Origin of the sequence: Chryseobacterium sp. P1-3 (genome assembly GCF_000738495.1) — a bacterium.
In the GTDB taxonomy this organism is placed as follows: Bacteria; Bacteroidota; Bacteroidia; order Flavobacteriales; family Weeksellaceae; genus Chryseobacterium; species Chryseobacterium gallinarum.
In genome coordinates this window covers 18,958-39,588 of record NZ_JPEQ01000005.1, presented here as the reverse complement: position 1 = coordinate 39,588, position 20,631 = coordinate 18,958, and the positions used below count along the sequence as shown (strand labels likewise).

The following is a 20,631-nucleotide window of genomic DNA, read 5'->3' as shown; positions in this document are numbered from 1 at the left end:
CTCAAAAAAAACTGAAGAACTCGATGAGGGATTTTTTCTGGGAGGAAACGGTTCCTGGAATTGGTTTCATTTCCTCATAGAAATAATGCCAAAACTTATTGTATTTAATAAAAAATACTGTCAGACAATACTTGTTAATGAGGTTATACTCAAAACCCCCAGTATGAAAAAAATATTGGAAATTTTAACTGAAAATAAATTTAACGTAAAATATTTAAGCCCGGATAAAACATATAGAGTAAAAGATCTTTATTACATCAATGATTTCAATCATGTCCCGTTTAATCGCCTTGATCATTTTATTAAAGCAGAAGGTACTTTTTACAATCCCGAAATCATCCGTAGTTTTTCTCATATAATTTCTCAAAAGTTATCAATGGTAAGCAACCTACCGGAAAGAATATTTTTATACAGAAAGAATACCCATCGTGTAGCAGAAAATCAAGATCAGATTTTAGAATATTTGAAAAAATTTGGATTTGTTCCAGTCTATCTTGAAGAATTGAGTATTGAAGACCAGATCAGTTATTTTAAAAATGCTAAATTTATTGTTGGTATTTCAGGAGCTGCTTGGTCAAACATGCTTTTCTGTGGAAATAATCCACAAGCTATCTGTTTTATTCCGGATAATGCAAAAGAGTTTACTGCCTTTTCGAATCTGGCAAAGATTTTCGAAGTAGATTTTTATACTCAATTATATGCAAATGATGGAGTACATACTGATAGTAATTTTATAATTAATTTTGAAAAGTTTGTAGAACTATTTAATTATATCTATGGAAAACACTAAACCAACCATCATAACTTTTAATAAGATAGGATCTTCAGAATTAGGTTACATAACCATAGCTGAAGTCGAAAAAAAATGTACCATTTAACATACAACGTGTTTATTGGACATACTATACTCCACAAGACATAACAAGAGGAGGGCATGCTCATAAGAAACTTCAACAGATTATTTTTGCAGTTTCGGGTACAATTACCTTTAATACTGAAGATAGAGAGGGAAACAAAGAAACCTTCATATTAGATCATCCAACAAAAGGATTATACATACCTCAATTGGTTTGGAGAGATATTAAATTTTCTCACAATGCTGTTTTACTTTGCCTTGCTTCAGAACTTTATGAAGAAGAAGATTATTTTAGAAGCTTCGAAGATTTTAGAAAGATTATAGATCAAAAAAAGACATTTAAATAAAATATAATTTATGAAATTTAATAACAAGAACGTATATGTAAGTGAAAAAGCTGTCATAGGAAAAAAACGTAAAGATCGGAGACAATTCTGTTATATATGACAATGTAATTATTGGAGATAATTCTGTTATCTGTAATGATTGCATAATTGGTGAGCCTCTCAATGATTATTACTTCAGTGACAACTATGAAAATCCAAAAACAATACTAGAGGAAGGAGCTTTCATAAGAAGTCACAGCATTTTATATGCTGGTTCTTCTTTCGGAAAAAAGTTTTCCACAGGCCACCGTGTAACTATCAGAGAAAACTCAAAGTTTGGAAATAATTGCAGAATTGGTACAGTATCCGATATACAAGGCTATGTAGAATTCGGGGATAACTGCTGGCTGCATAGTAATGTACATATTGGACAACAATCTAAAATAGGAAATTATGTTTTCATTTATCCATATGTAGTATTTACGAACGATCCCACTCCGCCATCCAACACTTGTGTCGGTCCTACAGTTGGAGATTTTTCTCAAATTGCTGTGGGTACAGTTTTACTGCCTGCTACAAAAATAGGAAAACATTGTTTGGTAGGAGCACAATCTCTTGTGGGAGGAAAGCATGAAGATTATTCTTTGATTATAGGTAACCCTGCAAAAAGTATAAAGGATGTTCGTGAACTAAAATCAAAAGAAACAGGCAAATCTCATTATCCATGGCCGTATAACTTCTCAAGAGGCCTACCCTGGGAAAAAGAAGGTTTTGAAAATTGGAAATTAAAAAACGGGTACGAGAATGATTAAGTTTTTAGATTTACAAAAAATTAACCTTACCTATCAGCAGGAAATAGAAGATGCTTTACTGCAAACATTTCGTTCAGGCTGGTTTCTCCTTGGAGAGAAAACTAAAATTTTTGAAAAGAATTTAGCACAATATATAGGTACAAAATATGCTCTTGGAGTAGCCAACGGTTTAGACGCATTACGCCTTATATTTCGTGCTTATATTGAGCTTGGTCTTATGAAACCGGGAGATGAAGTTATTGTACCAGCAAATACCTATATTGCGTCTATACTGGCATTATCGGACAACGGACTAGTTCCTGTTTTTGTGGAACCGGATGCCCAAACATATAATATTGATATTTCAAAAATTGAAGAAAAACTAACTTCTAAAACAAAAGCAATTCTGATCGTTCATCTCCAGGGAAGAATTGTTTTTTCAGAGGAGCTAAAAAACCTGGCCCAAAAATACAATTTAAAGATTGTTGAAGATAATGCTCAGGCAATCGGAGCTGAGTGGAAAGAAGTAAAATCCGGAAACCTGGGTGATGCTTCGGGATTTAGCTTTTATCCCGGTAAAAATCTGGGAGCATTAGGTGATGCAGGAGCTGTAACAACTAATGATGAAAAATTGTTTGAAACGATACGTGCTTTGGCAAATTATGGTTCTAATCAAAAATATGTAAATATATACAAAGGTCTGAATTCCAGGATGGATGAACTACAGGCCGCAGTCTTAGATGTAAAATTAAAATACATCAGCCACGAAAATGATACTCGTCGTGAGATTGCAAAAAAATTCATCTCCGGTATTACCAATCCAAAAATCATACTTCCTGAAAATCCTGCTGATGAAAAAGAACATGTATGGCATGTCTTTGTAATCAGAACTGAGAAAAGAGATGAATTACAAACTTACCTGACAGAAAAAGGAATACAAACAATTATCCACTACCCTATTCCTCCTCATCAGCAGGAAGCATACAAAGAATACAACAACCTATCTTTCCCTATTACGGAAAAAATGCATCAGGAAGTCCTCAGCCTGCCAATATCTTCTGTATTAGATAAAGAAGAAATTTCTGCTATTATAAAAGCCATAAATGAGTTCTAAAATGGAGGGCCCATTAGTAACAATTGTTGTTGTTTCCTACAACCATTCAAAATACATTAAGGAAAATCTAAACTCTGTAAAGCATCAAACTTATAAAAACATTCAGCTGATTGTTGGGGATGATGCTTCTCAAGATCATTCGGTTAAGATTTTTGAGCAATGGTTAAAGGAGAATGAATATCCAGCAGAAAAAAAACTTTCATTCTTATAATACCGGGTTGGCACAAATGCTTAATGAGTGTATTGAATTAGCCAAAGGAAAATATATTAAACTTATTGCCGCCGATGATTTTCTACATCCTGAGGCTATTGAACGTTGTGTTTCTAAACTGGAATCATTGGGAGAGGAATTTGGAATGATCTATACAGACACATTCGCAGTAGATGATTCTTCAGCTATTATTCCAGATATTGCTGATTATAATACATCAGGGAATGTAGCTCCTCTTGTTTTTAGGCAGGAACTGATCAAAGGGAACCGTATTCCTGCTCTTACTGTAATGATGAGAAGAAAAGCATTAATAGAGACAGGAAAATATGACTCAAAGTTCATTGTAGAAGATTATTATAGATGGCTGAAAATAAATGAAAAATACCTGATTTCTTATATTCCTGAAAAACTAGCTTATTATAGAACACATGCTGAAAATATATCAAAAACAAGAGCAGAAAGAGTAGAAACAGAATTCGTAATGCTTCAAACCATGTTTGATAAAGATGGAAAAGTAAAGGATAAAATCAACGGATTCATTCAACAAAAATATCTATCAGGTCAGGATATTTCCGAAGAATTTTTTTACTTTGTATAAAAAATATCCTTTTCATGTTAAAAGACTTATTTTTTGTATTCAAAATCATATTCCTCCCTCACTTTACAAAATAGCATGTAAATTTTTCTGATATTGTATCCAAAACTTATCATAACTAAAGATGAAAACAAGATGAAACAAAAATTAAAAATAGGTATACTTGCTTCTCCTTCTCTTTCCGGAGGTAATAATGTTATTTTTGAACATCTTTCTCACATTCATGAAAGAGGAAATATTGAAGTAGTCCTTATTTTCGATCACCTTGTTAAAAATGAAGATATTGCATGGTTTGAGGGAATAGACAAAATACCAAGAACAACCTTAAAAGAGGCCGAAGATATTAATTTTGATGTTGTTATTGCTACATTCTGGCGTACATGTTATCAGCTTGCCAACTTAAATGCATCCTCTTATCTCTATTTTAATCAGTCAGTAGAATCTAAATTTTACCCTGATCAGGATTTCAATAATCAAAATGCAGCTGAAGCCACCTATCTTTTAGGCCTTAATATCATCACTGAAGCCAGTTGGATTCAGAAATATGTAAAGGAAAAATATGATATAGATGCAGAGCTAGTGCTTAATGGGATCAGAAAAGAAAACTATTCTCCTACAGGAGAATGTTATGCTTCTAGAAAAAATGGAAAACTCAGGGTTTTGATTGAAGGAAATATTCAAAGCAGCTTCAAGAATGTACCTAAGACCATTGAAATTTGTAAACAATCCAAAGCGGATGAAATCTGGCTTCTGACAAATTCACCGATTCAAAATTATGGGGGAGTCGACAGAGTGTTTTCTAATATTCCTACCCATGAAACCCAAAAAATTTACCGATCGTGTGATGTATTGGTTAAACTAAGCACCGTAGAAGGAATGTTCGGGCCACCGCTGGAAATGTTCCATTGTGGCGGGACAGCAATTACTTATAATGTCACAGGCCATGATGAATATATGAAGCATGACTTCAATTCATTCATTGCTAGAATGAATGATGATTCCGCCATTCTTGAATACATTAATATATTAAAAGACAATCCTCAAAAACTGGAGTTTTTAAAGAAAAAATGCACTACAAACTGCTACAGAATGGTATAATTGGGAAGCCGCTTCTCTCGCTTTTGAAAAAGCCATTCTCACAAGCATTGAAAAGAAACAAGCTTCGAAATATATTATTCAAAATAAGATTCATTTATTCAACCGATGGTTTACAGAAACGAATAAAAATGAAGAAGAACTTAGACAAGCCAACAGACAATTAGGTTTAAAGATTCACAGAAAGCTGGCATCAATATTAAAAAAATTCAAATGACCAAAACAATCTGAAACCACCTTGGGCTTTTAAAAAATATAGTTTTGTACTATTAAAAAACACATTGATAATGATCATAGGAAACGGACTTATCGCCAATGCATTAAAAAATATAGATTCAGAGGAGTATGTATTCTTTGCTTCCGGTGTTTCAAATTCCCTCGAAACCAGAAGTTCTGAATTTGAAAGAGAGTTCAGTCTTTTAAAGAATTCCCTTGAAAGCAATAACGATAAAAAAATAATATACTTTTCCACGTTAAGTGTAAAAGACCAATCCAAACAAGGCAGCCATTACGTTTTGCATAAGCTGTCCATTGAGGATTACATTAAAAAACATTCAGAAAATTATCTTATTCTGAGAATTGGTAATATTGTAGGAAAAGGAGGAAATCCCAATACACTTTTTAATTACCTGAAAAATCAGATAACAAACAATAATCGGTTTGTAGTTCATAACAAAGCCCGAAGATTATTGATTGACATGGATGATATTACCCGGTTCCTGAAAACCCATTGTATCCTTCTTGATAATGGTATTGTAAATTGTGCTTTTCCGTATTACTATGATTTAAAGGAAATCATTGGAGCAATTGAAAAAAAGACGCATCAGAAAGGAATCTATTCGGAAATCGATGAAGGAGATTTTTATAAAGTGGACTTTGGAGAAGACATTACTTCATTTTTCTCAGAAGTAAGCCCGGAAGCGTATTTAGAAACATTAACTCAAAAATATATTTAAGATGGCGGATATATATGTCATAATTGTCACTTATAATGCCATGAAATGGGCAGAGAAATGTTTTACAAGTCTGAGGCATTCTTCGGTTCCTGTTAAAAGTATTGTGATAGATAACGGTTCTACAGACGGTACCCAGGAGTATGTAAAGACTCATTTCCCTGAAGTGGATTTTATACAATCTCCCGAAAAACGCCGGATTTGGAAAAGCTAATAATATGGGGATCGAAAAAGCATATAAGGAGGGAGCTGAATTCTTTTACCTGATGAATCAGGACGCATGGATCTATCCTGACAGTTTCCGGCAATTACTTGATGTTTACCATACCTATCCTGACAACACCCAGATCGGTATTTTAAGCCCTATGCATCTTGACGGAAGTGAGAAAAAGCTGGATCTGCATTTTGAAAATTACCTTGCTAAAGATCTCAGAAATAACAGAATGCTTTCAGATATCTATTTTAAAGAGTCCAAAGCGTATTACGAAATAAGCTTCGTAAATGCAGCACATTGGTGTATTCCCAGGAAAATTATTGAGAAAGTAGGTGGATTCAATCCGTATTTTTTTCACGGGGCTGAAGATTATGAATATGTCAACAGAATCTCTTATTTCGGATTGAAAATAATTGTATGTTCAAAAAGTAAAGTAGTTCACGATACCGTACAATCCTTCTATAAAAAAAGAACCCAATAGCAAAGCTGAAGTAATAAAAACAGCAAGACTTTCCATGCAAATGCAACGGGAAACAAAATACCTGGATCCCAATTATGATTTCAATATCAAAAGAGAAAAAAAAGCCCTCCTTTCCTATCTCCTGAAAATGGGGGTCAAAGGAAATATCAATGAGGCAAAATTTTATAGAGAGCAGTACCGGTATTTTTCAAAAAAATTCGGAGAGATTGAAACGGCAAGAAAAACATCTATGACAGCCCAACATCCATTCCTGAACCTTTAAGCAACATGAATATGGAAAAGCTCCCTGTAAGTATCTGTATCCTTTCCTGGAAAAGCGGGAAAACCCTTAAAAACACGTTGAAATCATATCGAAAATACGGACTCCTGGATATGATTGATGATATTATTATTCTTTTTCAGGAAGTAAGTGATGAAGATAAAAAAACAGCTGATCAATATAAAGTCAGATATATCGGTTTACAAGATAATATCGGAATCGGGAAAGGAATGAAAGCTTTGGCAGAAAATGCAGTTTGTGAAAACATTCTCTTTCTGGAACATGATTTTGAGCTTATTGAAGATGAAAGAACAGTATATTCTCGCCTTAAAAGTGGATTAGAAATGCTGAATAACGGATTTGATGTCATTCGTTACCGGAGCCGCAAAAATCCCGGATATCCGCTGATTTCAATCAGACACAAAGGAAATGAACTCAACTATTATGATGACTGGCACGAATGTACTTCACCTCATCTCCTGGAATCATTACACTGGTTGGATCCTGCCTTAGAATTTCCGGATAAAATTCAGAAACAAGGTGAATATTTTATAACCACTTCCCGTTGGGCCAATTGGACCAATAATCCTTATCTTGTCAGAAAAAGTTTTTTGCTGGAAACTATTATCCCTTTTTCAGGGGAAACAGCATCCCTGGAAAGAAATATAGCCGCATGGTGGGTGAAGCAAAATTTTAAAATTGCACAGGGCGAAGGACTTTTTATGCACAATGACCTGACCAAGTATCCGAAAAAGACAATTCTTCAAAAGATAAAAGGAAAACTGAAAAAAATATTTAAATAACATAAACAGGATGAAAATTCTTTTCCATGAAGATGAACTCAACTACAGAGGAACTTCTATAGCAGTTTACGATTATGCAGATTTCAATGAAAGATATCTGGGAAATGAGTCTATAATTGTATATAACAAAAACTCAAAAACCAATCATCCGCTAGGTATTGAAAAGTTTGAAAAACGTTTCAAAGTACATGGTTATTCTGACTTCAGTGAAGTAGATAAAATTATTAATGAAAATAATGTAGATCTATTTTATGCTATTAAAAATGGATATATTGACGGGATAGATACCCAAGAAACTAAAAGTGCAATACATAGTGTTTTTACACATTTTGAACCTCATGGGGATGTATATGCCTATGTCTCTGAATGGCTCAGTGAAGAAATGACCGGATCCAAATTTCCTTATGTTCCCCATATGGTTAATTTTGAAACCCAAACAGATCAAGATTTAAGAGCAGAATTGAATATTCCTCCAAAAGCAAAAGTATTCGGATATTATGGGGGATACATCAGTTTCAATATTATTTTTGCACAGAAAACCATAGAAAAAATAGCATCCAGATATAAGGATATTTATTTTATTTTTATGGGAGTAGATCCTTTTCTTAAAAAGAAATGGTGGAAATCGGTTCCTTCCAATATTATATTCCTTCCTCCCAGCTCGGATATTATTATGAAGCAAAAATTCATCAATACCTGCAATGCATTACTGCATGCTCGTGAAAGAGGAGAAACTTTTGGGATCACTGTTGCTGAATTTGCCATTCAGGGAAAACCGGTTATTGCATTTGCTAATCCTCCGGAAAAAGCACACATCAGTCATCTAAAAGATCAGGCTTATTATTATCACGACAGTAAAGAGCTTCAGGATATTATTTTAGATGCGGAACTTAACTTGTCGGCAAAGTCATTATACGAGAAATTTTTGCCACATCCTGTAATGGATAGGTTTAAAGAAATTTTTATTGATTAAACTATTTATTCCCTATACTCTACATCAATAATTATGAAAACTAAACTGATCAATTACATTATTGGCTTTATATTAATTATATATTATTATTTCAGTATTAAAACTTCATATAATCTTATCGTCCTGAACAAGGGAGGTTGGTATTTTGGAGAATGGATCATCAATTACCAGGATGGTGGATTTAAACGAAGAGGACTATTAGGTACCCTGTTTATATGGATCAATGAGCTAACTGATATCAAGCTTGAGCATATTGTCTTTGCATTCATTTTTTTTACTCTATACTGTCTTTTTTTTCTCTTTTATTCAAGCTTTTTTTGGAAAGAAAAAAAACAACCTTCTTGTAGTAATGCTCGTATTGCTCCCTGTGGGTTTCGGAATGATGGTAAAAGATCCCAATATTGCTTCAAAAAAAGAAATTTTATTTTTCTTTTTATACTTGGTATATATTTTATGTCTCCGTTCCAAGGTCTTTATTAAAGACATTACCATTACGTTTTTTATTATTATTGCACTACTAACCCATGAAGCAGCGTTTTTTTTATTTACCTTTTGTAGGCCTCGCTTATTTTATGAAAAACAGTGGGTCATCAATTAGTAAAATAAAAAAGATACTCCTCTATCAGTTTTTCCCCTCTGTCATTATTATGCTTCTTCTCTATAAATTCGGAATCGATATAAAGACAGAAAATACGGTTTCATTTTTTAAAGCCCATGGATTAACCCTTAGTGAAATGGGGATTTTTGATTATGATACTAATTTTGATGTCCTGGGGCATTATAAAGGTCATTTTTACGATTATCAGACGTATGCTATTAGTATATTATTAGGGACACTTGCATTCCACATATATTGTAAGTTCAATAAGGTTAAAATCAATTTCATATTTTTGGCTATACAAATTGTATTTCTCCTTCCATTATTTTATATGGCAGTAGATTGGGGGAGATGGATCAATATTTTCTTTTCCTTATTGACAATATTTATTGCTCTGGAACAGAAACTAGTGCTTAGTCGAAAACAGGAAATCACCGCCTTTGTTCTCATTTTATTTAATTTAACCTGGAAAATGCTTCTTATTACACAAGGATTTCTAACATTTCCAAAGCTTGATGATTTCCTTAAGAAGATCTTTTATTTTATCTATTTTAAAATCCATAATTTGCTATAAATTATAAAAAACAATGTCTGAGATTCATGTTATTATTGTTACCTATAACGCCATGAAATGGGCTGAACGATGCTTCACCAGTTTAAGAAAATCATCCGTTCCTGTAAAATGCCTTGTGGTAGACAACGGGTCTACAGATGGTACCCAGGAATACATCCAAACCCATTTTCCTGAAGTCAGCTTTATTCAATCTGAAACCAATCTGGGATTCGGAAAAGCCAACAATATAGGAATTGAAAAAGCATACAAAGACGGAGCTGATTTTTTTTACCTGATGAATCAGGATGCATGGCTGTATCCGGATAGCATGGAAAAAATGCTTGAGATATATTATAGCCACCCTAATCCGGAAGAAATCGGAATTATAAGCCCTATCCATATAGACGGATCAGAAAAGTACCTCGATATATTTCTGGACCAGTATATTGCCAAAAATTATGAATCGACCAGGATGATTTCGGATTTGTATTTTCAGACATTGAAGCCCTACTATGAAATTCATTTCGTGAACGCTGCTCATTGGCTGCTTCCGAAAGCAACCATAGAAACAATCGGAGGATTCAATCCTTATTTTTTTCACTATGGTGAAGATGACGAATATGTAAACCGGATCCACTTTCATCAAAAGAAAGTGCTGTTGGTTCCCGGAAGTAAAGTCGTACATGACGGGGTACAATCCCTGCATAAAATAGATTTTACCAAATTTGAAGATTTACGCGTTGAAATCAATTCTATGAATCCCAATCTTCCTGATGCACTGCAACGGGAAAAAAAATCACTGAGACAGAGTATGATTAAAAACCTTGCCATAGGAAATATAAGTCAATACAGGAAACTCTCCCTAAAGTATAAAAAAAATCTCAAAGGATGGAGAACAGCTAGGCAAATTACGAAATCAACTGATTAAGCCTGGTCCTACTTTTCTTAATCTTTAAAATATATTATAAAGAACAATTCTTGTAAAACAGGCCCTATTTTACTCTAAACCGGGAATTTTACATTTAATATCTTATCTTAGTATAACAATTAATATAGTCAACAAGTTTACAATTATGTGTGGAATAGCGGGAATTATAGGCAATAACGCCAGAAATTATCACGAAGAGATCCAAAAGATGACGGATTCATTAATCCACCGCGGCCCTGATTCTTCACATTATGAATTATATGAAAACGCTGCTTTAGGCCATCGCAGACTTTCCATTATCGATTTGTCTGAAAATGGAAAACAACCGATGTTCTCCAATACAAAAAACGAATGTATCGTTCTGAATGGTGAAATCTACGGATATCAGGATATCAAAAAACAATATACTGAATATCCTTACCGTGGAGGTTCAGATACAGAAGTCATTTTGGCAATGTATCAAAGAAAGCAGGAAAACCTCATTCATGACCTGCCGGGAATGTTTGCCTTTGCTATTTGGGATGATCAGAAACAGCAGCTATTCTGTGCAAGAGACAGGTTCGGAGAAAAACCTTTTTATTACGCCATAGGAAATAATAATGAATTTATTTTTGCATCAGAGATCAAAGCCATTTTAGCTTCCGGCCTGATACAGCCCAAAGTAAATCCTGAAGCCATTTCTCATTATCTGCAATATGGATATGTAAATAGCTATCAAAGTATTTACAGCAATATTTTCGCCCTTCCTCCAGCTCACCAATTGATCTGGAAAGATGGAAAGATTACAGTTTCCCGCTATTACAGCCTTCCCGCTAAGGACAGGGTGATCAGTTTATCGGATGCTAAAGAAGAATTTATTTACCTTTTAAAAAATGCAGTTAAAAAACAACTTATTGCAGATGTTCAGGTAGGAAGTTTCCTGAGCGGAGGTCTGGACTCTTCATCTGTAGTAGCCCTCGTTGATGAATTCTTACCTCATCAGACGACCATTAGTTTTGGTTATGACCATAAAGACAGTGAACTTAAATATGCCAAAGAAATAGCGGATAAATACAAAACCCATCATATTGAAGTTCATGAACAAAAGAAAGACCTGGCAGAATCCCTGCTCAACATCTCTCCTTTTTTTGACGAACCTTTTTCCGATATTTCTTTTATTCCGCATTATGAAATATGTAAAAATGCAAGAAAAAATCTTACTGTAGCCCTTTCAGGAGACGCAGGTGATGAATTGTTTGGCGGATATCATTTTTATACGGTAGAAAATAAACTGAAAAACCACTTCAGCTATCAAAATCTCATTGCTAAGTTCGGGCTCAGTCTTTATCAGAAAATAAAACCTGTTTCTTTCCTTACTCAACAAAATCTGAAATACAACTCTATTTTGGATTTTCATCTGAATTCGGTGAGAAATGATTTTAATAAAGAAGAACGTAACATGCTGGGAATCTCCACAGACTACCAACAAAAATATAGCTTCACTCCCAACCCGAACTCATTAAACGATATCATGAGAGTTGACCTGGAAAACTATGTTCCCAGTAATATGATGGTGAAATCAGACAGAATGGCTATGGCCAACTCCTTGGAGGTAAGAACACCATTCCTGGATATTGACTTTGCTGAATTCTGCATTCAGCTCCCTGATCAATTGAAACTCTCCAATGAAAATGATAAAATTATTCTTCGTGAAACCATGGGCTCCTATTGGACAGATACCATAAGGAACAGGCATAAGCAAGGCTTCGGATTAAGTGTTAAAAGCTGGTTTGATGAAGATAACCTGATAAAGCTTTCCAATGATCTTCTGAAAGACCGAAATCAAAAGGTTTTTAATTATATTGATTTTGATGCCACTCAAAAATTTTTGAATAAGGACAACAAACACTGGAATTTGCTGCAGCTCGCTCTTTGGGGCCATAACAACCAAACCGTATTATAATGCTTGATATCTCTGTAATCATTCCCGTATATAATGCCAGCGAGTTTCTGGAAAAATCAGTTCTTTCCGCAATACCGTTTGAAGAAGTAAAAGAAGTAATTCTAGTTGAAGACAAATCTACAGACCATTCACTCGAAATCTGTAGAAGGCTGGCAGATGAATATTCTAAAGTCAAACTGTTTCAGCATCCCGACAAAGAAAATCACGGCGCTGCTGCTTCAAGAAATTTAGGAATCGAAAAATCATCCGGCAGCTTTATTACCTTTCTGGATGCAGATGATTACTATCTTCCCAACAGATTCGATGCTGAAAAAAAAATATTTGATGATCCTAAAATAGACGGAGTTTTCGGTGCCATTGGTATTGAATATTTAACGGAAAAAGGAAAACAGGAATTTCAGTCAAAATTTTCAGACAATTCTCTTACAACCGTTAATTATCCTGCAGAAGGAAAAGAGATTTTCAGAGGTCTCTTGGGACTTACACCGAAAACTTTCGGTACGTTTTTCCATCTCAACACCCTTACAATAAGAAGGTCAGCTATTGATAAACATCATTTAAGATTCAATGAAATTCTCAGGGTGCATCAGGATTCTGATTTCATCATCAAGCTGGCTTTTCATTGTTACTTAAAATCCGGAATTATAGATCAGGCTATAGCGGTAAGAGGTATACATGACGATAACAGGATTACCAAAATTGTAAAATATTCACCACAATATAACCAACGCCAGCATCTTTTCTGGAACTCCCTTTATGATTGGTCTAAGCTTCAACCTCTAGATACAGAAGCAGCACAACATATTGCTCTTCAGAAAAAGGCGTTTGAACTATCTCTGAAGAAAGGATTTTCTAAAACAGTAAGCTTATTGCTTGCCACCGTCAAAAATCCCAACATACTGAGAACAAAATACAGATTCACTTATTCTCATGAAGCTGAATAATCTACAAATATTACGGGGAATATCAGCATTGCTGGTATGTTGTTTTCACTTTTCACATTACCTTAACTTTGAGAATTTTCCCCTCGGAGATATGCTGTTCAGAAGAGGGAGCATCGGCGTGAGTGTATTTTTTGTAATCAGTGGATTTATCATGGCCTATACCACCCGGAAAAAAGATTTCAGCATCAATACCTCTAAAGAAATTACTTTATTTTATAAACGCAGGCTTATCAGGATTGTTCCTTTATATTTTTTGCTGAGTTTCAGCTGGATGGTTATGGGACAAAGTCTGATGACTTATTTCCATGGAGACGGCCTTCAAAGGCTCATCCACTCTATCCTATTTCTTCCCCAGAAAGATATCTTTCCCGTACTGTACCTGGGGTGGTCGCTGAACTATGAAATGTTTTTTTACCTGATATTCGGGATCTCTCTTCTTTTTTTATTCAAAAAGGTATATTTTCATCATCAGCTTTTTTATTTTAACCTATTTAACAGGAATTTATTTTCCACCTCAAAGTGCTTATTTTCAAATGGTAACAAGTCCTCTGAACTTATTCTTTGTGGTAGGAATAGTATTTGCCCTGATTCTTGATAAAATAGTAATTCATAAGAAATGGGCAGCACTTATTTCCGTTACCGGAATACTCACTTTTATTTTGTTTTTACTGGATATCATTACTACAACAAATGCTTTGCTTAATTTATTGGTTGTATCATTATTTGTATTTTCCTTTCTTCTGTTTGATTATACTTTTAAATTTAAAGGGAATCGTTTTTTGATTTTTTTGGGCGACATCTCCTATTCTTTGTACTTATCTCACCCCTTCGTGGAGATATTTTTCAGAAAATTTAAGGTTACAGGGTATCTTAATATTCCATATTTTATTTTTAAAATCATCGTTGTAATCGCTCTGGCAGCGTTTCTTTATCATTTCGTAGAAAAAAAGATTACTGCATTTTTAAAAGTAAAATTAAAAGCTTAAATTTCAACTTCAAAAGTGGTACTACACGGAAAAACACAAGGAGGATTTAATTTATCGTAAAAGTAGAAAGTAAAAATGAGAATATCAGTAGTTATTCCCGTTTATAATGCAGAAAAATATATCCCTCAGGCTGTGGAATCCGCTCTTCAGTTTGATGATGTTCATGAAGTCATTCTTATTGAAGACCAATCACCGGATAATGCATTAAGGGTTTGTCAGCAGCTGGCTGAAAAATATGATCGGGTAAAACTATACCAGCATCCTGACAGAAAAAATCATGGAGCAGGCCCAAGTAGGAATCTGGGAATAGAAAAATCAACCGGTGACTTTGTTGCTTTTCTGGATGCGGATGATTATTTTTTGCCCAACAGATTTGATGCTGAAAAAGAGCTTTTCAAAAATCCCGCAGTAGAGGGAGTCTATGGAGCACTTGGTGTTCATTATTATTCCGAAAAGGCAAAAGAGCAATACTATCAGTTATTTGGTGACAGATTGACCACCGTTTACAAAAAATATACTCCCAAAGAAGTTTTCCCCGGACAAATCCATATGCTGGGGAGTTTTGGTTTATTTAGTATTGATACACTCACGCTGCGCAGAGATGCTTTGGTGCAAAAAATGAAATTTCTATTCAAACCCCACTTACAACTTCATGAAGATACGGAATTTCTTTTCCGCTTATCTTATTATTTAGATCTGTATCCGGGAAATATTGACCAGGCTGTTGCCATGAGAGGAGTGCATGAAAATAATAGGATAACCAAAGTGGATACAGGTATAGTAGATCCCGCAGTATCTCGGGAATTGCTGTGGAGGGAAGTCGATTTATGGGCAGGAAGGGAAGAATCCATTTCTGAAGAAATTAAAATCCATATCAAAAGAATGCATCGCAGTTTTGAAATTGCAAAAGCCCCTACGGTAAAAAAATGGGGAATTCTTAAATATTTATTCACCGATTATAAGAGTATACGTTCCGGTTTATATAATATCAACTTCAGGTATTCCCTTTTATGATAGCAATTGTTTAAGCGAGGTGTTAACAGGTTGTAGAGCAAAAGAATAAATGAACCCTGTTTATTCATTTTTAAATCATTTTTTTAGTGTTTAAGTCTTTACAATTGATTATATTGCATTAGTTTTTCTCACAGATGACACAAAAAGATTCGCTTAGCTCAACAATGAAAATTTCAGTAATTATTCCCGTTTACAATGCAGAAAAATATGTGACCCAGGCAGTAGAGTCTGCTCTCCAGTTCAGTGAAGTTTTCGAAGTCATTTTAGTGGAAGACAAATCTCCTGACAATGCATGGCAGGTATGTCAGAATCTTGCGGAAAAACATGAGCGGGTACAACTTTACCAGCATCCTGACAAAGGAAATCATGGAGCCGGACCAACAAGAAATTTAGGGATAGAAAAATCTTCCGGGGATTTTATAGCCTTTTTGGATGCGGATGATTATTTTTTGCCCAACAGGTTTGATGCTGAAAAAGAACTTTTCAAAAATCCTGATGTAGAGGGTGTCTACGGAGCGCTCGGTGTTCACTATTATTCCGAGAAAGCAAAAGAACAATATTATTCATTATTCGGCGACCGGCTTACGACAGTTTATAAAAGACATATCCCCCAAGAGGTTTTTCCGGGACAGATATACATGCTGGGGAGTTTTGGATTGTTTAGCATTGATGCATTAACGATACGCAGGGATTCTTTAATGAAAAAAATGAACCCGTTGTTTAAATCCAGTTTAAGATTACACCAGGATACTGAGTTTTTATTCCGTCTGTCTTATTATCTTGATCTTTACCCAGGCATTTTGGATAAAGCAGTTGCAGTGAGAGGTGTACATGAAGATAACAGGATTACCCTAGTAGATTCTAAGAAAATCAATCCGGCTACTACCAGAGTTCTTCTGTGGAAAGAAGTAAATGATTGGGCTTCCGGTGAAAGCACAATGCCCGAGAATATAAAAAAACATATCAAAAGAATGCACAGAAGCTTTGAGATTGGCTGTGCTCCTTTACCGAAAAAATGGGGAATGATTTTAAAATATCTGTTTATTGATTACCCAAGTATACGTTCCGGTATCTATAATATTAATTTCAGGAGGAATCTATTTTAAATTCTTCCTATCCAATAAAATAGAATCGGCAATCTGAGCTGTAAAGATCTTACCGGATTCTTTATACATATGATTTCCATCTGTATATGTATAATTTTCAGGGTTTGAAGATAAATCAAAAAATTTCACACCGTTTTCTTTAGCTATATTTTCTATCCTTTGGCTAAAATTGGGATCGTATCGATCTTCAAGTTCCATCATGCCTTTGAACGCAGGGATTCTTACAATATAAACAGACCCTTTATCTCTAAGATATTTGATCATATCAACAAACCCATTTAGTCTGAATTGTGAAATTTTCTGCGTTTGCAGCAGGTTGGTATATCCTTCGATCTTTTTAACTGCTCGGGCACTTACACTATCTGGATGAACATCAACGCTTACTTCCATCCATCCGTCTTTATGCAAATATGTCGCAGATCTCCCAATTTCTTCCCTTTCTTTATAAATATTAAACCAACTTCTGGGATAGTGTTTTAAGAGATATTCATAATTCGGTGTCATGTTAAAAAAAATGCATATCTGCCATAGTAGAGTTTTTATCCGGATCGTCTTTTGAATGTTCCAGACTTTTGTCTAATGACAGACACCAAGGATCAACGGTTAAAATAAAAATTCCGTCTTTAGTATCAGGATTGATTTTTTTCTTTAAAGCCTCAAAATATACTTGGCCGTAGGGAGAATCACCGATGTTCAAAGCAAAATTATTAAACGTTCTACCTTTTATTTTTTCATTCAAAACAAAAGGAACCATTGCTTGTGCACCACGGGAATCTCCCAGAATAATATTGGAGGGTTCCGGACCAATAAAATGTCTGTAATTATCATCTGTATTGCCATCCGCATACGTTCCGAGAAACAACAGAACAGCAACTACTGCAACAATATAAAACGATATTTTAAATAAAAACCTTTTCATATTAAAATTGTTCATAGATAAAGCTACCATTTCCAAACACCCCATAATACATGATCATAAAAATTAGGAAAGTATAAAAAAGTCTTCTTGTAACAGGTTGAAACCTACTGATTTCAAGACCATGTTCCTGTTCTTTATTTATCCAATCTATCAAAATAATAATGCCAATTAATCCTAAAATTTTAACTTTAATAAATTGGGGAATTGAAAAAAGTGAAAGGCTGAAAATTTTTCCATACATTCCGAAAGCATCTTTTAAGCTTGGTGCTACAAAAAGAACCAATGCAAAACAAACCAACATCATAGTATAGAGAATATTTCCTAATTCTTTAACCGTAGGAATGCTTTTAGATAATTTTTTCTTTTTATTAATCTGATTATTTACAACCAAAGGGACATAATAAAGTCCTTGAAGTGCTCCGTAAACAATAAAAGTCCAGCTGGCACCATGCCAAAAGCCTACAATTACAAAATTGAGAAAAACGGCCAGCATTAATCCTTTTTTATCATAATCACGAAAAGCGATTACCAGTGGTGTAAAAACATATTCTGTAAGCCAGGAGGTTAATGAAATATGCCACTTTCGCCAATAGTCTGCTATATTCTGGGCAAAAAGGGGGAAAGCAAAATTCTTAGTTGTTTTAAAACCTAATAATTTCGCAATACCTATTGCCATGTCTGAATATCCTGAAAAGTCTGCATACATCTGAAAAAGGAAAAGTATAGCACCAAAAGCAACTGTACTTCCTGAAAGATGTTCATAATTTTGAAAAATATCTTGAGTAATTGGAGAAATATTATTAGAAACAACTAATTTTTTAAAAGCTCCTAATAGAATTTGCCTTGCTGCATCAGTACCGCTTTCCAGTGTGAATACTCTTTCTTTCTTTAATTGAGGGAGTAACAATCCACCTTTGTCAATAGGACCGGAAGTCATACTTGGAAAGAAAGCAATATAATTAAAGAATGCCAATACATCTGTTTCCGCCTTTAATTTATTATTTTTAATGTCTAGTATGTAACTAATCATTCTAAAGGTATAGAAACTAATCCCCAGAGGTAAAATTATTTTTAATGTCAAGTCACTTTTAATTCCGAATAAATCAGCAAAAGATTCTATAAAGAAATTAAAATACTTAAAGTATAGTAATGTCCCTACTGAGAATAATAAACCCATATTCACCCAAATGTTTTTTGAGGGGCCATTATCTGAAATTTTTAATCCTAAAAAATAAACTACCGTTGAACTTCCCATCAAAAGTATAAGGAATCTCCAGTCCCAATATGCATAGAATAGATAGCTTCCCAATAACAGGAATATATTCTGTGCTTTAAGATTCTTACCCAAAATCCACCAGTAAATGGCAAAAAATACGGAGAAAAAAAGAATAAATACTAATGATGTAAACTGCATTATCAGTTACTATTTAAAAGTTCAATAATTCCATAAGGAAGCATTAAAAAAGCTACTTTTCGGTTATCAAAAAGAATCGCTTCTTTAGGTGGAGAAATCAACATCCCGCCGTTTTGCGTGAGGAGATCTATTGTTGTCACAATATCTTCAACTTCGTAGCAAATATGATAATAAGAAATCCTCTTTTTCAGAAGATTTTCAACCGGTTTTCCGGAAACAAACTCGATGTTTAAACCGTCTTCAACCGTTACCATACAAAGCTCGGCCTGTTGGTTCGGATCAAAAACAACGGGAGTTTCTTCAACAATCTTATGGAGCTTTCTGATGTTTTGAAGTTCGGTCTGTATATCTTTACAGGCAACCCCGACATGATGAAACTTCATTATAGTTTCGCAGCTATAGAATCTGCCATTTCACCTACATTATTCCAGCTCTGAATTTCTGAAGATGTAAAGCGAATCCCAAAAGCTTTTTCTACAGCTACAATAAGCTGGATATGAGAAAGAGAATCCCATTCTTCCACATCATTTGCTGTAGTTTCAGCGGTTAAAGTAATTTCCTCATTATCCAATTCTTCGCGAAAAACATTTGATAACTGGTTCAAAATTTCATTTCTGTTCATAGTAGTATTATGTTTGAATTATTTATTTCTGTTTTATTTTCAAAAATGAGGCATACATGATGGCAATTTTTCTTTTCTCAGCTTTTTCAATATCAATATCCTCACTGGCAAAGCTATTTTCATCAACGATCTCCAATCCAGCCTCATGAATCAAATCCCGAATCTCCTGAAGATTGTTAAACAAATAAATATGGTCTATAGAAGGTGCATTGGTTGGCGTTGTAATAAAAATTGTTCCTTCTGGTTTTATTAAATCTTTTACTTTTTTCAGTAATGATAAAGGATCTTCAACATGCTCCAGAACCTCACCCATGGTGATAAAATCTTTCTTTCCGTCTTGATCCGTATAATCAAATATATTTTTAAGATGATAAATAACTTTATCGTTTTTTATTAAACTTTTTGTAAGTTCCAAAGAAGATTCGCTAATATCCAGAGCCTCAAAAGTACAATTATCCATTCCTATTTTTTCCATTGCGGCTTCAAAATAAAGACCATGTCCCGCTCCAATTTCAAAATAAGAATTTATTGGTGAATATTTTTCTATATTACTTTTAAAATAATGATAAACAAAATAATGATGTTTCCATAAGAATTGAGAGAGCAACAACCCATGCATATGAGAAACCATAACATCTGGATTATCATACATTGCTTTATTTACTTCTTCAAATGATGTATTTCTATATTGGCCAGTCCTCGTAAAATCAAGCATTTCTTCATTAAAATCACTAATCATTTTAAGGTAATAATTGATTGAATCATCAAAGGATAGATTCTTTTTCTCAAGAATATCTTTATACTTTTTAATAAAGGTATTAAAATCAGATATATAGTTATTCTCCTCTTTTAAAGACAAGAAATTTTTCTGGAGCTTTTTACCATGAATGGTATTTTTAGCTGCAATACTTTCAATTAAATGTTCAATTTCCAT

The 20,631-nt window shown here is 34.1% G+C and carries 27 protein-coding genes and 1 pseudogene; 22 read left to right on the top strand and 6 right to left on the bottom strand.

What is annotated here, in order from left to right:
- Positions 1-37 precede the first annotated feature (37 nt).
- The 22 genes and pseudogenes from HX13_RS07065 to HX13_RS06965 all read left to right on the top strand — a co-directional run bounded on the left by HX13_RS07065 (position 38) and on the right by HX13_RS06965 (position 16,742).
- Positions 38-790 (top strand): glycosyltransferase family 61 protein, encoded by a 753-nt coding sequence (locus HX13_RS07065; RefSeq protein ID WP_262483511.1) that lies wholly within the window; start codon positions 38-40, stop codon positions 788-790.
- Positions 791-849: 59 nt separating this feature from the next.
- On the top strand, positions 850-1,203 hold the full coding sequence (locus HX13_RS21935) for an FdtA/QdtA family cupin domain-containing protein (protein WP_316931272.1): 354 nt from the start codon (positions 850-852) through the stop codon (positions 1,201-1,203).
- A 71-nt stretch (positions 1,204-1,274) separates the two neighbouring features.
- Positions 1,275-1,655: pseudogene (locus HX13_RS26275) on the top strand (hypothetical protein); the annotation flags it as partial.
- Between the two features lie 78 nt (positions 1,656-1,733).
- Positions 1,734-1,994 (top strand): hypothetical protein, encoded by a 261-nt coding sequence (locus tag HX13_RS22950; protein WP_050020521.1) that lies wholly within the window; start codon positions 1,734-1,736, stop codon positions 1,992-1,994.
- Positions 1,987-3,087, top strand: a complete 1,101-nt coding sequence (locus HX13_RS07055) for a DegT/DnrJ/EryC1/StrS family aminotransferase (protein WP_050020520.1) — start codon at positions 1,987-1,989, stop codon at positions 3,085-3,087. The genes HX13_RS22950 and HX13_RS07055 overlap by 8 nt, the downstream gene beginning before the upstream one ends.
- Complete coding sequence (locus HX13_RS25420) at positions 3,077-3,298, top strand: glycosyltransferase family A protein (protein WP_050020519.1); 222 nt, start codon at positions 3,077-3,079, stop codon at positions 3,296-3,298. The genes HX13_RS07055 and HX13_RS25420 overlap by 11 nt, the downstream gene beginning before the upstream one ends.
- Complete coding sequence (locus tag HX13_RS07045) at positions 3,261-3,896, top strand: glycosyltransferase (RefSeq protein WP_050020518.1); 636 nt, start codon at positions 3,261-3,263, stop codon at positions 3,894-3,896. Before HX13_RS25420 ends, HX13_RS07045 begins: the two co-directional genes overlap by 38 nt.
- A 132-nt stretch (positions 3,897-4,028) precedes the next feature.
- The gene (locus tag HX13_RS07040; protein WP_128572247.1) at positions 4,029-4,991 is read left to right on the top strand and encodes a glycosyltransferase; all 963 of its coding nucleotides are present in this window, start codon (positions 4,029-4,031) and stop codon (positions 4,989-4,991) included.
- Positions 4,992-5,275: 284 nt separating this feature from the next.
- Entirely contained in the window at positions 5,276-5,944 is a 669-nt protein-coding gene (locus tag HX13_RS07035) for an NAD(P)-dependent oxidoreductase (protein WP_050020516.1), read from the top strand.
- Position 5,945: 1 nt separating this feature from the next.
- Positions 5,946-6,155 (top strand): glycosyltransferase family 2 protein, encoded by a 210-nt coding sequence (locus tag HX13_RS07030; protein WP_050020515.1) that lies wholly within the window; start codon positions 5,946-5,948, stop codon positions 6,153-6,155.
- Between the two features lie 4 nt (positions 6,156-6,159).
- On the top strand, positions 6,160-6,636 hold the full coding sequence (locus HX13_RS07025; protein WP_050020514.1) for a glycosyltransferase family 2 protein: 477 nt from the start codon (positions 6,160-6,162) through the stop codon (positions 6,634-6,636).
- 34 nt (positions 6,637-6,670) lie between these two features.
- The gene (locus tag HX13_RS07020; protein WP_128572244.1) at positions 6,671-6,898 is read left to right on the top strand and encodes a hypothetical protein; all 228 of its coding nucleotides are present in this window, start codon (positions 6,671-6,673) and stop codon (positions 6,896-6,898) included.
- Between the two features lie 11 nt (positions 6,899-6,909).
- Positions 6,910-7,698 (top strand): glycosyltransferase family 2 protein, encoded by a 789-nt coding sequence (locus tag HX13_RS07015; RefSeq protein ID WP_128572243.1) that lies wholly within the window; start codon positions 6,910-6,912, stop codon positions 7,696-7,698.
- A 10-nt stretch (positions 7,699-7,708) separates the two neighbouring features.
- Positions 7,709-8,671, top strand: coding sequence for a hypothetical protein (locus HX13_RS07010; protein WP_050020511.1), 963 nt, complete (start codon positions 7,709-7,711; stop codon positions 8,669-8,671).
- 572 nt (positions 8,672-9,243) lie between these two features.
- The gene (locus HX13_RS07000; RefSeq protein ID WP_128572242.1) at positions 9,244-9,843 is read left to right on the top strand and encodes a hypothetical protein; all 600 of its coding nucleotides are present in this window, start codon (positions 9,244-9,246) and stop codon (positions 9,841-9,843) included.
- A 13-nt stretch (positions 9,844-9,856) separates the two neighbouring features.
- The gene (locus HX13_RS06995; RefSeq protein WP_128572240.1) at positions 9,857-10,750 is read left to right on the top strand and encodes a glycosyltransferase family 2 protein; all 894 of its coding nucleotides are present in this window, start codon (positions 9,857-9,859) and stop codon (positions 10,748-10,750) included.
- Positions 10,751-10,895: 145 nt separating this feature from the next.
- On the top strand, positions 10,896-12,692 hold the full coding sequence (asnB, locus tag HX13_RS06990) for an asparagine synthase (glutamine-hydrolyzing) (protein WP_050020508.1): 1,797 nt from the start codon (positions 10,896-10,898) through the stop codon (positions 12,690-12,692).
- The gene (locus HX13_RS06985) at positions 12,692-13,636 is read left to right on the top strand and encodes a glycosyltransferase family 2 protein (protein ID WP_050020507.1); all 945 of its coding nucleotides are present in this window, start codon (positions 12,692-12,694) and stop codon (positions 13,634-13,636) included. The genes asnB and HX13_RS06985 overlap by 1 nt, the downstream gene beginning before the upstream one ends.
- Positions 13,623-14,231 carry an acyltransferase family protein gene (locus HX13_RS06980; RefSeq protein WP_128572238.1) on the top strand — a complete coding sequence of 203 codons (609 nt, stop codon included), beginning with the start codon at positions 13,623-13,625 and terminating at the stop codon, positions 14,229-14,231. Before HX13_RS06985 ends, HX13_RS06980 begins: the two co-directional genes overlap by 14 nt.
- Complete coding sequence (locus HX13_RS06975; RefSeq protein ID WP_316931271.1) at positions 14,116-14,622, top strand: acyltransferase family protein; 507 nt, start codon at positions 14,116-14,118, stop codon at positions 14,620-14,622. The genes HX13_RS06980 and HX13_RS06975 overlap by 116 nt, the downstream gene beginning before the upstream one ends.
- A gap of 75 nt (positions 14,623-14,697) precedes the next feature.
- Positions 14,698-15,636 carry a glycosyltransferase family 2 protein gene (locus HX13_RS06970; RefSeq protein WP_050020504.1) on the top strand — a complete coding sequence of 313 codons (939 nt, stop codon included), beginning with the start codon at positions 14,698-14,700 and terminating at the stop codon, positions 15,634-15,636.
- A 164-nt stretch (positions 15,637-15,800) separates the two neighbouring features.
- A complete protein-coding gene (locus HX13_RS06965; RefSeq protein ID WP_050020656.1) occupies positions 15,801-16,742 on the top strand; it encodes a glycosyltransferase family 2 protein in 942 nt (313 codons plus the stop codon).
- Here HX13_RS06965 and HX13_RS23720 read toward each other — a convergent pair.
- The 6 genes from HX13_RS23720 to HX13_RS06940 are packed head-to-tail and all read right to left on the bottom strand — an operon-like array spanning position 16,734 to position 20,631.
- Entirely contained in the window at positions 16,734-17,246 is a 513-nt protein-coding gene (locus tag HX13_RS23720; RefSeq protein ID WP_238555135.1) for a hypothetical protein, read from the bottom strand. The two genes, HX13_RS06965 and HX13_RS23720, sit on opposite strands and share 9 nt — an antisense overlap.
- A gap of 1 nt (position 17,247) precedes the next feature.
- Positions 17,248-17,661 (bottom strand): hypothetical protein, encoded by a 414-nt coding sequence (locus tag HX13_RS23715; protein ID WP_238555134.1) that lies wholly within the window; start codon positions 17,659-17,661, stop codon positions 17,248-17,250.
- Between the two features lies 1 nt (position 17,662).
- A complete protein-coding gene (locus tag HX13_RS06955) occupies positions 17,663-19,075 on the bottom strand; it encodes an MBOAT family O-acyltransferase (protein ID WP_050020503.1) in 1,413 nt (470 codons plus the stop codon).
- A 2-nt stretch (positions 19,076-19,077) separates the two neighbouring features.
- A complete protein-coding gene (locus HX13_RS06950) occupies positions 19,078-19,458 on the bottom strand; it encodes a VOC family protein (RefSeq protein WP_050020502.1) in 381 nt (126 codons plus the stop codon).
- Positions 19,458-19,697, bottom strand: coding sequence for an acyl carrier protein (locus HX13_RS06945; protein ID WP_050020501.1), 240 nt, complete (start codon positions 19,695-19,697; stop codon positions 19,458-19,460). Before HX13_RS06945 ends, HX13_RS06950 begins: the two co-directional genes overlap by 1 nt.
- A gap of 22 nt (positions 19,698-19,719) precedes the next feature.
- The gene (locus HX13_RS06940; protein ID WP_050020500.1) at positions 19,720-20,631 is read right to left on the bottom strand and encodes a class I SAM-dependent methyltransferase; all 912 of its coding nucleotides are present in this window, start codon (positions 20,629-20,631) and stop codon (positions 19,720-19,722) included.